Here is a 12,284-nt window from a genome sequence, read left to right as displayed (position 1 = left end):
CCTTACGCCTGCTTTTTATCCAGCTTCCAATTGATAAAGCGGGCCAGACCGATAAAGAGGGGGATTAATCCCAGACTGCCCACTTCAATGCCCGCCAGGGCTGTGAGCCATAAAAACACTGCCGCGCCAACAGCTATCAGGGTGATACCGCGGTCTTTGGAGCTACTCGGACCATTGCCCTCCAGGGCATCAAACAATTCCGGCGGAACATCCCGGCCCTCTGCCACCATGCGGTTGATGTTGTCCATCAACAGTTGCTTTTTGCGATAACTATTATGGGTGACCAACCATACGATCAGCACCGGCATGCCAAATACACAGAGCAGGGCAACAACTGGTATCAACAGCTCATTGAGCCGCTCAACCTCATGATCCCTGAACCACTGACTGCCAGAGTGGTCGTAACGCCGAGACAAGCCGATTTCCACATTTTCCGGGACACTGTCAAGCGCCTCCTCAACCACCTGACCACGCTCATCGAGAATCCCCTTGCTTTCGAGTTTTTCAATGATACGCTGGCTCAACGGACCACCGAATTCCTCACCAAGGTCGACCCGAACCTCACTGCGTTCACCATCCTCTCCACGGGTTTTGATGGTGAGCACGCCGTTTTCATCACGCAGAATGCGCACACGCGACGGGGCCTCCGGGGCTTCAATGTCCGCTGCAGGAGGGGCTGGGGGCTCCGACATAGTGGCGGTGTCCCCCTGCGCCCAACTGCCCGGGACGACAAATAAGACCGCCATAACCATCAACCAATGGACGCCTGCCGGCATTGAAAAGCTAGTTCTCGCTCTCATTGTTTGCTCTCTAATCGTTCTCTTTACCTGCGTTGTTGCACCGCCTGACCAGCGTTAAATCCCGTTGCCGTTACATTACCGTAAGCCGGCCTTTTGAGTAGGGCCCCGGTGTCGCGCCGCGCGAGGACTTGTCCTCGGCAATTCGCGCTGGATAGGGAAAATTGCTGCCCTGGATGATATGCTTGGCTCGCCACTGATTAAGCATGTCAAGCTTCAGCAGGACCTGTTGCTCAATCTTCTCAGCAAACTCATGGTTAATCTCCTCTATGGAGAAACCCAATTCCGTTGCCCTACTCTGAGCAACTGGCAACGCACCGAATACCAATACCAAAATGGCGCAAAATTTTACATTCCTGAATGATACCGCAGTGAACATTGTGACCTCCAGATCGCTTTTTCTTGTACACTTCTGAGACGGGATCAGGCTTGGCTTTGGATGCAAGCGGGTATAATTTTTCTTTTAATCCCCCATAAGCAATACTGTTCCATTTTGGCTCAATCCAGTGGTATAAACGTCGCCTCTGCCCCTTCTGAACGCACTCTATCCAGTGGGGCTTTCAACGCAGTTGCCTCGGCATACCTGGCCAGCACAGTGGGAGCCTCTCTGTATACGCCCCCTCCGTGGCATCATTCGCCCATGCGCAGCGGCAGGCTGGAGATGGCCTGAGGGCTTCTCGGTGTTCCACCTCTGTCGGTCTTGCGTCATTAAGTGCTTGGCAGTAATTGAGGGGGGTTGAACAGCACCTAATTCGCGATGAGACCCCGGGACTGCAAATCTACTGCAAGCGGTCAGTAATTCAGGCACAGAGGAGAGTGAACATCATGGATTTACTCAGTTGGTTGTCTCTTGCAGGTATCTGCGCACTGGGAGCCATGTCGCCCGGTCCCAGCCTGCTGATCGTGTTGCGCAGTGCCGCTTCCGGATGGCGGCAGGGACTTGCCTGCGCCATTGCCCATGGCGCCGGTGTCGCAATCTATGCAACACTGACCGTTTTTGGCTTGGCAGTGCTCATAATCCGCTCTGAGCTTTTATTTGGCATCCTGCAGTGGGCTGGTGCCGCCATGTTGGTGTATCTGGGTTGGAAAGCTCTGAGCGGCACCGCTCAGGGTTACCGTGCAGTCAATCTGGAAGCCAATCACCAGAGTCTTCGGCGCTCGATCGCCCAGGGTTTCGGCGTTGCCTTTTTTAATCCCAAAGTTGCTATCTTCTTCACCGCCCTGTTCAGCCAGTTCGTGTCAGAGCAACAGACACTGGCGACCAAACTGGGCATGGCCGCTTTGGCGTCCGGAGTGGATGCACTTTGGTACTGTATGATTGTTCTGGCTGTTCACGCCAGCCGCAAGCGGCAACTGCTGAGTAAACCCCTGGGACAGCGTATACAACAACTGTTTGGCTTGTTACTGATTGCCCTTGCCGCACGGCTCCTGCTGTCTGTTTAATTTTCTGGTAAAACGCCGATTATCCCTTGTTAATGCGTCCTGCAAAATCCATGAACCCCTTTGCCGCCTGCGCCTACAGAACGCACACACCGGCGGCGCTAATTTATAGATCCGAAAGCCTAATTCTGAACATTGGATTGCCAGAGCACCATGATAGCCCATCACTCTGGTAGCGATCGGCTTTCGCAGCGGCAACAGCATCCGACACAGCTATCTTTTTTTGACGCACTATTGACACTGATTATTTATACAGTTACTGTATACATATACAAATAATTTGAACTGTCTGCAAGACAAGTGGGAGTCATATCATGGCCGTAGTAGCTGTTTGGAAATGTGATCGAGACGGAGCAATGTTCGACAACAAAAAAGAGGCTGAAGAACACGACAAAATGCTGGAGTTGGCCGCCAACATTACCGCGCTGATTGAGCGCCATATTGACGGCATCAATGAACAGGCCGGAGAAGAGATAGGCTTGTTGTTGGCCAGACATCGCGACGCACTGGCCAAGGCCTGCAAGGGCAAACCGGAGGTTCTGCTGGAACAAAAAGAGAATAGTGCGCAGGAAGGCGGGGAGGAAACCGTTACCCCATTTGCGGCAAATCAGTAGGCGCTTGGATTTTTATCCCTGTACTCTGCCCGGCTCTACCGGGCTTTTTTATCGCCGACAAGCCCTGGCCTCCAGCTTGAGTCGCCAGCACTCAGGCATAATCGCCCACAGATCCCAGACAATGGTAAAACGTCCGATTACAGCGCCATCACAGCCATAACGATATTGACGATCGCCAGAGCCACTATTACTAGCCAACTGATCAGCGTACCCCAGAAACGCCCCATATGAGTCCCACCCTTGCCTGCTGTCAGACCATAGGCGTGGCATATCCTGGACAGAAGAAATGCAATGCCAAATATGTGTAGCCATACCGCGGCCAGACCGCCCAACTCGGCGACCAGCAGCAACAGTAGTGCTATGGGAATATATTCGATGGCATTGGCATGCACTCTCACCCGAACCTCATTGAACAGATCATTACCGCTCCCCATTCCGACCTTTTTCATGCGGCGAAACTGCACCACCCTGCTGGCAAGATAGATCATTAAAATTGCGCAAAGACCAGTATAAAGAGCTGTTACATTGACTATCCTGTGATTCCTTTTTTACTCATCAGTTGGGCACAACAATATTTATTACCTCAATCCGCTCACCAACCATACAGATAGTATAAAAGAATATGATCCCTTGGCGCATTATGCCGTTGGCAAACGGCATGCACGGCTTGAAATACCTCGGTAAAAAGAGCGGATTTACTGTCTGCTCTTTTTACTGGCTATCACTTCATCAGATATTGCGTGCAATCAATGCCGATAGCCAAACTTGTGGCCCTTGGATGGCTTCAAGTAACGGTCGCGCAGGCGGGTGGAGCGGGTCACCAGAGACTGGGGAACCCCGGCAATCAGCACCTGTTCCGGGTAACTGGTGACTTCCAGTGGGTCTCCGCTCCAGATAACAATATCCGCAACAGCGCCCGTTTCCAGGGTACCGCCATCCAAGCTGAAGATATCGGCAACATTGCTGCTGATGGATTTAAGTGCTGCCTCGTAAGGCAGACCATGGGCGACAGCGTTACCTGCGGATTGGCGCGAGAGATAGAGATTGTGTGTGGCGGCATAGTCCGGGCCGCTGATCGCCACCTTGACTCCAGCTTTGGTCAACAAAGCGGCATTGTCCAGGCGTGCACCCAGGCTTGAGAAGGAGATCGGCAGGTTGTTGATCGCATCAATCACCACCGGCACCTGGGCTTCGGCAAGTTGATCCGCCACCATCCAGCCCTCTGCCGCGCCCAACAACACCAGTTTTACGTCAAAGACTTTTGCCAGCGCTAGGGCTGCGAGAATATCACTGGCCCGGTTCGCAGTAACCACAAGGGGGGCCTTGCCATCCACTACCGGCTGCAGGGCTTCCAGATCGGCCAGATTGTAGTCCAGCTGACGCCACTCGCCACGGCGAATAGCCGAACGGTTTTCCCGGTACTCCAAGGCCTCACGCAGAGCGCTCTCCACCTTGGCATAGGCACTGGCACGGCTGCCACCGGCCAACTCCGCACCGGCCTCTCCCAGATAGGCCTTCTGGGCAACATCCCTGGCCTCGACACTGTCGAACTCACTATTTAACTTGATGGCAAAACTGCGCCCGGCGAATACCCGCTGGGCTTCCACCGCTCCGCCGTCCCAGGGACTAATGCTGGGAAACACCACAGCACTGGTGACACCACCAGCGCGATTAAACGGTATCAAGGTAGACTTGGGATTATAAGCCGGTAATGGATTGAAGGCACTGCCGATACTCTCACCAGTGACCGACTGGTCATTAGTGGTGCTCGCGGCACTGATTTCCACCAGGCCCAGTTCGGAGATCGGTGCGATAATCCCCGGAGTCACAACCTTGCCACTGGCATTGATTACCCGCTCAGCAGAGGCATCCAACGAGGAACCCACCTGCACAATGCGGCCATCCGCAATCAAAATATCGGCGGTGTCCAGGCTACCTTTATCGGACAGGGTATGAACCTTAGCACCTTTGATCAGGATGGTTTCGGCCTGGGCGCTACCGAAACACAATCCCAGGGCCAGAATATAAAAAACAACTAGTTTATTCACAGTCGCTCTCCCTCGGCATTGAGAATACCCAACTCAAAATCACTGCGCGGTTGACGCTTAGCATCGGCGTGGTCGTACATCAGCTCACCATCGATAAACACCTGCTCCACCTGGGTGTAGACACTAAAGGGGTTACCGGACCAGACCACCACATCAGCCATCTTGCCGATCTCCAGGCTGCCGGTCTGCCCGTCGATACCCAGGGCCCTCGCCGGGTTGAGTGTCATCCAGGCAACGGCATCTTTGGGTTGAATATCGAAGCCCGCTCGCTGGCCAGCAGCCATTGCCTTGGCCACCTCTTGATTCAGATGCTGCACACCCACACCGGAGTCCGAGTGAATCATTGCACAGGCCCTGGCCTGATCGACAATGGCGATATTGGCCTCTGTCATATCAAAGGCCTCATGCTTGAAACCCCACCAATCTGCCCACATAGCCGCACAAACGTTGTGCTCAGCAAGCAGGTCCGCCACCTTGTAGGCCTCGACAGCATGGTGGAATGTGGAGATGTGGAAATCGAACTCATCGGCAATATCCAGCATCACGGCCATTTCTTCTCCGCGATAACAATGGTTGTGCACCAGGATATCGCCGTTGAGTACACCGGCCAGGGTCTCGAGCCCCAGATCACGCTTAGGCTCTTCACCACCGTTCTCGACATAGTCTTCCCACTTCTTCTTATAATGACTCGCCTCTATCCAGGCACTGCGATAGCCGGCTACATTCCCCATGCGGGTGGCAGGGGAAGTCCCCTTGCCACCGTAGACGCGTTTTGGGTTTTCACCACAGGCCATTTTCAGCCCGTAGGGAGCTCCGGGAAATTTCATATCCTGTACGCTGCGGCCCGGTACGTTCTTGAGAGTGACACTGCGTCCGCCAAAGAGATTGGCAGAGCCGGGAAGAACCTGGAGAGTGGTGACGCCACCGGCCAGGGCCAGGGGAAACTGCGGGTCCTGGGTCCATACCGAGTGCTCTGCCCAAACCTGCGCCGTGTTGGGGGAGGTCATTTCGTTGCCATCCTGGGAGGACTCGATGGACGGTACCGGGTAATCCCCCAGGTGGGAATGCACATCAATAATACCGGGGGTGACCCATTTGCCCTCACCATCAATGATTAAGACTCCTTCGGGCGCCTTGAGGGCTTTGCCAATCTGGGTGATTTTGCCACCTTCCAGCAACAGGTCCGCTTTTTCAACTTGCGCACCGGTACCGGTGAGTAATGTAGCTCCCTGAATCAGGACAGGGCGAGACTGGTTGATCGCATAGGTGGAGGGAAAAGTATCGAGGCGGGCGAAATCCAGGGATCTCTGCCCGTGCTCACCACTTTTCTTCTCACCGCACGCAGACAGCAGCACCGAGGTAAAAAGCACAACCGCGATACTGCGCCCGAAAACTCGAGAATACAGCTGCATAGGAATTCATCCAGGTGTTTTGAATAAGATGATACATGCTATCAGGTTGTCTGGTGATCGCCACTACTTCAACATGCAAATTGAAACCTTTGCTCCCAATGGGCCCCGATCCAGGCCTTCCAGAATCGCAAGTGCGACCGATGGACCACAGGCATGACAACCGGTAGCCTAAATAGCGGCCTGACGACATGAACTGGGTAGTGACTGAAAAAACACGGCAGTCCCCTATATACTTTTTCCGCTCTTTCTGGTGCAATTTCTGGTGAAAAAATACACAACATTTACTCAGGAGGAGAACAGATGATCAAGGAAGATAACTTGCCAGTTTTCCCCTCCTCCCCAGTCATCGCCTCCGCCCAGGCAATGGACTCAAACCAGATTTATGAGGCACTGCGCAAGAGCGAAGAGCGCTACCGAGAGCTGGTGGCCCATGCAAACTCGATTATCATGCGCTTCGACAGAAACGGGCGGATCACCTTTTTTAACGAATACGCACAGCAGCTGTTTGGCTACTCGGAAGACGAGATTATTGGGCAACATTTGATTGGCACTATTGTACCGGCCAGCGAAACCAGTGGCCGCGACCTGCGCAAGCTGATTGAACACATCTGTAATCATCCCCAGGAACACCGCTATAACATCAATGAAAATATCACTAAGTGTGGTAAGCGGGTTTGGATTGCCTGGACCAATAAACTCCTATCCCATGAGAAAGGGCGCACCGGGGGTATTCTCAGTATCGGTACCGATATTACCAAGCAGCGCCTGCTGGAGGAGGAATTACGTCAGGCACAAAAAATGCAAGCTATTGGCGAACTGGCCGGCGGCATCGCCCACGATTTTAACAATATGATTCACGGTATCAGCGGCTATGCAGAGGTTATCCAGAAAGTCTCTCAGAACCCCCTGATCAGTGAGTATAGTCAGCATATTCTTACCACTGCGCGTCATGCAGCGGAATTGACCAAGCAATTGCTTACCTTCGCACGCAAAGGCAGCTATCAGCTCAAAGAGTGTAACACCCATGAAATTATACGCGATGTCTGCGCCATGCTAGGACGTACAATCGACCGTCGTATCCGCATAGAGCAACAGCTTGTAGCCAGCTGCGCTCATATCATCGGCGACCCGGCCCAGCTAAAGAGCGCTTTACTCAATATTGGCATCAATGCAAAAGATGCGATGCCCAATGGCGGTACACTGCGCTTTGCAAGCGCTAACACCTCCATGAAGAAAGTCAGCACTATTGCGGATTTTGAAATCCAACCGGGCCAATATCTGGTCATCGAAGTCAGCGACAGTGGTACCGGCATGCCACCCGAGGTATGCCGGCGTATTTTCGAGCCCTTTTTCACAACCAAGGAGAGTGGGCGCGGCGCCGGACTCGGTCTTGCCGCTGTGCACGGTACCATTCATCTGCACAAAGGCGCCATTCAATGTCACAGTCACGAAGGCGAAGGCAGTTGCTTTAAACTCTTCCTGCCCATTGCTGAAGCCAGCACATGCAGGCAATCCAAACCATCGGCTGCATCCTTAAAAGCACGCAAGCTCCGAATTATGGTGGTGGACGATGAAGCCATTATTCGCAGTTATTCCAAGGCGATATTTGAAATGCATGGCCACAGGGTGGAAACCTTTGCTACAGCGGAGCAGGCAATTACCTATTATCGACGGAATTGTGACAATGTAGACCTGATCTTACTCGATATGATTATGCCGGGTATGGACGGACAGGAGCTCTTTGCATTCCTAAGGCGCATTAACCCCAACGTCAGAGCCATTCTTTCCACAGGCTACAGTGTCGACAGCAAAGTCCAGGAGGTGATTGCGGATGGGGTGATCGATTGCATTCAAAAACCCTTTACGTACGAAAAGCTCAGTAAAAAAATTGAAGAGATGATCGCCAGTGGTCAACTGGCCCCATCGAACTAATCAACAGGACAAATGCATGCTTAGCAGAAGCGCCTCAATCTGCCCTACTGAGGTTGCATCTGCGGTTTAACCGGAATTCTGATGACTGTAACCGATCAATACTAGAGAATAATGTGAGGTAAATAGCGGCTCATATCCTGGGTCACCATGGTACGATCCTCCCGGATTGACAGGCCGGCGGCCATATCGCCCACCAGCCAACTGCCAATCAGTGTAAAATGGTTGCCGAACTTCGGTAACGGGTGCATTTCCTGGTATATATACCCCTCCTCACCATAAGGGCCATCGGACAGGGGTTGGACTCCTCCGCTGCGCACAATAGAGATATTGGCACCTTCACGGGAAAAAATCGGTTTTTTTACCAGATCGCACACGCCTCCGGCCCGCTCCAACTCATCCTCAAAGAAAGAGGGCAACAGATTAGGATGACCGGGAAACAGTCTCCACAACATCGGCAGAAGTGCCTTGTTGGATACGATAGCCTTCCATGGGGGCTCCAGCCAGCGTACATTGTTGGTGCCCAGTAACGCACCAAAGTCCTCGCGGAACATAAATTCCCAGGGATACAGTTTGAACATCCAGGTGATCACCTGATCCTGCAGATCCGTGAAGTACCCTGCAGCATCTCGGCCAATATCGTCTATAAAAACAAAATGGCTCTCAATACCCGCCTCACCGGCGCAGTCCTTGAGATATTGCACGGTACCAAAATCCTCTTCGCTATCCTTGCAGCAAGCGAAGTGCAATGGGCGATCAGGAGTGAGAATCCGCAGGTCGTAAAAGCGATTCACCAGCTTTTCCTGCAGACTGTTAAACTGGTCTGACTGCAGCGGCAAAACGCGCCTGTTTACATTGTCCTGCAACCAGAGCCACTGCCAGAAACCGGTCTCGTATATACTGGTTGGAGTGTCCGCATTGTTTTCATAAAGTTTGGCGGGTCCCTTGCCGGAATAGGCAAAGTCCAGGCGGGAATACAGGCTGGGATCACCGTTTTTCCAGGAACTGCGCACAAAATCCCAATGCTGTTCAGGAATACAGAAACGCCGCAGCAATTCCTCATCCTCAAGCACCAATGCCACCACCTCCAGACACATCTGGTGAATTTCCTCGGTGGGATCTTCAAGATCCTTTTCCACCTGCTCCAGAGAGAATTGATAATAGGCACTTTCATCCCAGTAAGGCTCACCGTACAGGGTGTGAAAATGAAAGCCAAACTCTTTCGCTCGCGCTTTCCAATGCGGGCGTTCACCAATGGGCAACCTCAGCACCAATCAGCCTCCCCAGCCACGGGAACGGCTGCTGGAGCGGCCACCGCCCCAGTTGGACTTGGCTGAGGCCACTGCACCAAAGCCGCCCCTGGATACCGTTTTGGTAACCTTGGGCTTGGGCTGGGTGGTACTCTTGTCAACCCTATAGCTTGTTTTTCCAGAACGCCCGATAACCTGACCATCGGCAGTCATCAAGCGATCGTGGTAGCGAGAGCCAGGCGCGGAGTAACGATAGACTGGATTATAGTAGCCGCGGGAATGATAGCGTCGGTCGCTGTCATTGAGTATGGAGGCAACCATAAACCCGGTCATCAGCGGCATCCAGAAACCACTGCTGTTTTCCCGGCAATGTTCAAATTCCCCTTCACACTGCGCCAAGGAAGCATATTTGGGACCGGTGCGTTCGGCCTCCGCGAGAGCACGCTGATAGGCTGCCTCGCACTGGGCTTCATCCAGCTGGGTATTGTCTACACAGTCCTCTATCGAGGCAACAACCTTAACCTCCTCATCCGAAGAGCATCCCATGAGTACTGCAGCAACACTGATCGCCAAAGGGCGCAATAAAAAGCTTGGTCCCCTGCCCTTACGCATACGCGAGAGATCAATAGTTCTTGTACGTTTCATCACCACCCCCAGTCAGTAGCTCATGCAGGCGGCATTGAGCACACCAACAGAGATTGTGGTTGCGGCCAGCATAATACCCGCACTTATTTCGCCCTCTTCAATACGCTCTACAATACGCGGCATAAAACCAAAGCGGATAATTGCAAAGGCAAGTAACTGGGCAACTAACGCCACCACAGCCCAGGTGGCGAAATCAATAAGAGTGACAGAGTTACTCGCAGCGCCGGCGACAGCGATGGCAAAGCCCAGTATCGCCCCACCAAACCCAATAGCTGCTGACACATTTTTATTTTTGCGGATTAATTTCCACTCGTCATGAGGCGTCACCATTGTGTAAAGAAACTTAAACACGATCAAAAATACTAATGACAGGCCAAAGTAGGCCGCAAAATGTACGATACCAGTCAGTAAATCATAGGGCTGGCCCATTGATACTTCTCCTTATTATCCGTGAATAGTCAGCTGTGAAGATGTCAGTGTAATACCGGTACTGATCACCAGGCTGCGGCTCAGATAGCCCGCAGCCTCCTCCTTCTCTTCTGCGGAGAGAAAAAGGGATTCGGTGCGCTGGTCGGACAATTCACGCTCGAACAGCATGGTGAATTGATCCGTTACCGAATAGTCTCCGCCCACGTCATAGGTCTTTTCGGACATATGTACCGGATTGTGGTAGTCACCGGCTGAAGTCCAGACTCTACTGTAGGATCGATCCCGCAATTGGTAGCGTTCAGTACCTATCTCCTGTTTCAGAAGGTTGTCCCAGGCTTGTTGATCGGCCACATCCAGGGTGTCGTAAAAATGGAACAGCTTGACATCCACCACATGCTCGTCTCCCTGGCCACCTTCCGCCACCACCTGAAGCCAGGCATCATCGTCTGTATAGAAACGGTAAACCCAGGTACCATCGAGCTCTACAACCCCCGCAGCCCTGATGATTTGTGTGGGGGAGCAGGATTCAATCGTGAGCTCATCCAGTATCAGGCGAATTGCCAGAGGATCCAGCTCAAAACTGGCTCCCAGGCGCAACCCCATAATCTCCGGTGTTTTCACTGTCGGGTCCCGCTTCCCCTTCAATTGATCGATCAGTTTGGCAAACATGTACCAACACCTTCCCCTTCATTCATTTTTATATCGAAACAGCGCTTCTCATCCAGGCGCTTGGCGGAGATGTAATACAGCATATCCCCTTTGCCCACCTGATCTGTCAGCGCAGGATTCACCTCAATTATTACTACACCCTTGCGGCGCACAGCGATCAGGGTTGCCGACAGGTCCCGCTTGAAATGATCAAACAGAGCAGCAACAGGCAAAGGCTCCTCACCACAGTACTCTACACTGTACTGCGTCATTCCATAAGTACTATCCAGCAATTGCCTGTGCAAGCGGGCGGATCCGGGGTCCAGAGAGGATTTTGCCAGCAACTCCACGGCTACCGAGGGGATACATTCAATATTCGGGCAGTGTGCGCGCAATAATTCACCAACATTTTCGTCCTGGAAATAGGCAGTCTTATGACTACTGGGACTGTACTTGTCGCAGAACAAAGCCGTGGTAAGCGTTACATCATCAAGCGGGTTGTCAATAATAATCCGTGCTGCATCGGCCAGACCGGCTCGTTGCATACCCTCGATATGGGAAAAGGATTCAACCCGCACAAAATCAATCTTGCCGGGCATGGGGTTTTCAATATCGGCCTCTACGCAGAGTACGATTTCAGCGGCAGTTCCATTGGTCTTTGCCAACAGAAGCTCGATTAGGCGCAGGGTCCGCGTTCCGTTCCAGCCGATAATGACCGTGTGATTTACATGATTCGTCATGCGCAACCCTCTTTTTCCTCTGTGTACAAACTCCGAAACTGCAAAACCCACCCGGGTAACCACCAGTGCAAACAGGCTCAGGCCCAAGGGGATCACCCAGGCAGCCACCACCATTTTTCCCGCCGGTGTCACTGGCGAGAAATCGCCGTAGCCCACCGTCGATGCGGTCACTACCAGCCAGTAGAGGAAGTTATCGGGGGCGATTATCTCGCTTTCCCCAGCGGCACTCAGCAGCAAGTAGCTGCCCGCTACATAGCTCAAAACGGCGACGAAAACAGTCGTTGTACTGGCTTTAACAAAAAGCGACGCCAGAAGGCGTCGCACGCGAAACA

The 12,284-nt window shown here is 52.8% G+C and carries 13 protein-coding genes; 3 read left to right on the top strand and 10 right to left on the bottom strand.

The features are described 5' to 3' along the window. Positions 1 to 2: 2 nt before the first annotated feature. Together Q5Y71_RS03020 and Q5Y71_RS03015 are read right to left on the bottom strand one after the other, a co-directional pair. On the bottom strand, positions 3 to 692 hold the full coding sequence (locus tag Q5Y71_RS03020) for a DUF6249 domain-containing protein (RefSeq protein ID WP_306039962.1): 690 nt from the start codon (positions 690 to 692) through the stop codon (positions 3 to 5). Between the two features lie 178 nt (positions 693 to 870). After that, positions 871 to 1,176, bottom strand: coding sequence for a hypothetical protein (locus tag Q5Y71_RS03015; protein ID WP_301418583.1), 306 nt, complete (start codon positions 1,174 to 1,176; stop codon positions 871 to 873). Between the two features lie 446 nt (positions 1,177 to 1,622). Between Q5Y71_RS03015 and Q5Y71_RS03010 the strand changes: the two genes are divergently transcribed. Then, positions 1,623 to 2,240, top strand: coding sequence for a LysE family translocator (locus tag Q5Y71_RS03010; protein WP_306039961.1), 618 nt, complete (start codon positions 1,623 to 1,625; stop codon positions 2,238 to 2,240). 311 nt (positions 2,241 to 2,551) lie between these two features. Continuing rightward, on the top strand, positions 2,552 to 2,851 hold the full coding sequence (locus Q5Y71_RS03005) for a YebG family protein (protein WP_306039960.1): 300 nt from the start codon (positions 2,552 to 2,554) through the stop codon (positions 2,849 to 2,851). Positions 2,852 to 2,988: 137 nt separating this feature from the next. Here Q5Y71_RS03005 and Q5Y71_RS03000 read toward each other — a convergent pair whose 3' ends face one another. The 3 genes from Q5Y71_RS03000 to Q5Y71_RS02990 form a co-directional block, all read right to left on the bottom strand. Continuing rightward, positions 2,989 to 3,384, bottom strand: a complete 396-nt coding sequence (locus Q5Y71_RS03000; RefSeq protein ID WP_306040047.1) for an MAPEG family protein — start codon at positions 3,382 to 3,384, stop codon at positions 2,989 to 2,991. Positions 3,385 to 3,597: 213 nt separating this feature from the next. Continuing rightward, on the bottom strand, positions 3,598 to 4,899 hold the full coding sequence (locus Q5Y71_RS02995; RefSeq protein ID WP_306039958.1) for an amidohydrolase family protein: 1,302 nt from the start codon (positions 4,897 to 4,899) through the stop codon (positions 3,598 to 3,600). Beyond that, positions 4,896 to 6,311 carry an amidohydrolase gene (locus Q5Y71_RS02990; protein ID WP_306039955.1) on the bottom strand — a complete coding sequence of 472 codons (1,416 nt, stop codon included), beginning with the start codon at positions 6,309 to 6,311 and terminating at the stop codon, positions 4,896 to 4,898. Before Q5Y71_RS02990 ends, Q5Y71_RS02995 begins: the two co-directional genes overlap by 4 nt. Before the next feature lie 300 nt (positions 6,312 to 6,611). On the opposite strand from Q5Y71_RS02990, the gene Q5Y71_RS02985 reads away from it, so the two are divergent. After that, a complete protein-coding gene (locus tag Q5Y71_RS02985; protein ID WP_306039953.1) occupies positions 6,612 to 8,243 on the top strand; it encodes a response regulator in 1,632 nt (543 codons plus the stop codon). A 101-nt stretch (positions 8,244 to 8,344) separates the two neighbouring features. Here Q5Y71_RS02985 and Q5Y71_RS02980 read toward each other — a convergent pair whose 3' ends face one another. The 5 genes from Q5Y71_RS02980 to Q5Y71_RS02960 are packed head-to-tail and all read right to left on the bottom strand — an operon-like array spanning position 8,345 to position 12,276. Continuing rightward, positions 8,345 to 9,511: a glutathionylspermidine synthase family protein gene (locus Q5Y71_RS02980; protein WP_306040045.1), complete on the bottom strand. Its 1,167-nt coding sequence runs from the start codon at positions 9,509 to 9,511 to the stop codon at positions 8,345 to 8,347. 3 nt (positions 9,512 to 9,514) lie between these two features. Continuing rightward, the gene (locus Q5Y71_RS02975) at positions 9,515 to 10,135 is read right to left on the bottom strand and encodes a DUF1190 domain-containing protein (RefSeq protein ID WP_306039951.1); all 621 of its coding nucleotides are present in this window, start codon (positions 10,133 to 10,135) and stop codon (positions 9,515 to 9,517) included. A gap of 12 nt (positions 10,136 to 10,147) precedes the next feature. Further along, positions 10,148 to 10,564: a DUF350 domain-containing protein gene (locus Q5Y71_RS02970; RefSeq protein WP_306039949.1), complete on the bottom strand. Its 417-nt coding sequence runs from the start codon at positions 10,562 to 10,564 to the stop codon at positions 10,148 to 10,150. A 15-nt stretch (positions 10,565 to 10,579) separates the two neighbouring features. Then, the gene (locus tag Q5Y71_RS02965; protein ID WP_306039948.1) at positions 10,580 to 11,233 is read right to left on the bottom strand and encodes a YjfK family protein; all 654 of its coding nucleotides are present in this window, start codon (positions 11,231 to 11,233) and stop codon (positions 10,580 to 10,582) included. Next, entirely contained in the window at positions 11,218 to 12,276 is a 1,059-nt protein-coding gene (locus tag Q5Y71_RS02960; RefSeq protein ID WP_306039946.1) for a potassium channel family protein, read from the bottom strand. The genes Q5Y71_RS02965 and Q5Y71_RS02960 overlap by 16 nt, the downstream gene beginning before the upstream one ends. Positions 12,277 to 12,284: the final 8 nt, after the last annotated feature.

It is taken from the genome of Microbulbifer sp. 2205BS26-8, assembly GCF_030731025.1.
Lineage (GTDB): Bacteria > Pseudomonadota > Gammaproteobacteria > Pseudomonadales > Cellvibrionaceae > Microbulbifer > Microbulbifer spongiae.
This window is presented reverse-complemented; position numbering and strand designations above follow the sequence as displayed.

Coding starts and splice junctions, on each gene's coding strand:
- Q5Y71_RS03020 (WP_306039962.1), bottom strand. CDS start 692: ATGTCGGAGCCCCCAGCCCCTCCTGCAGCGGACATTGAAGCCCCGGAG.
- Q5Y71_RS03015 (WP_301418583.1), bottom strand. CDS start 1,176: ATGTTCACTGCGGTATCATTCAGGAATGTAAAATTTTGCGCCATTTTG.
- Q5Y71_RS03010 (WP_306039961.1), top strand. CDS start 1,623: ATGGATTTACTCAGTTGGTTGTCTCTTGCAGGTATCTGCGCACTGGGA.
- Q5Y71_RS03005 (WP_306039960.1), top strand. CDS start 2,552: ATGGCCGTAGTAGCTGTTTGGAAATGTGATCGAGACGGAGCAATGTTC.
- Q5Y71_RS02990 (WP_306039955.1), bottom strand. CDS start 6,311: ATGCAGCTGTATTCTCGAGTTTTCGGGCGCAGTATCGCGGTTGTGCTT.
- Q5Y71_RS02985 (WP_306039953.1), top strand. CDS start 6,612: ATGATCAAGGAAGATAACTTGCCAGTTTTCCCCTCCTCCCCAGTCATC.
- Q5Y71_RS02975 (WP_306039951.1), bottom strand. CDS start 10,135: ATGAAACGTACAAGAACTATTGATCTCTCGCGTATGCGTAAGGGCAGG.
- Q5Y71_RS02970 (WP_306039949.1), bottom strand. CDS start 10,564: ATGGGCCAGCCCTATGATTTACTGACTGGTATCGTACATTTTGCGGCC.
- Q5Y71_RS02965 (WP_306039948.1), bottom strand. CDS start 11,233: ATGTTTGCCAAACTGATCGATCAATTGAAGGGGAAGCGGGACCCGACA.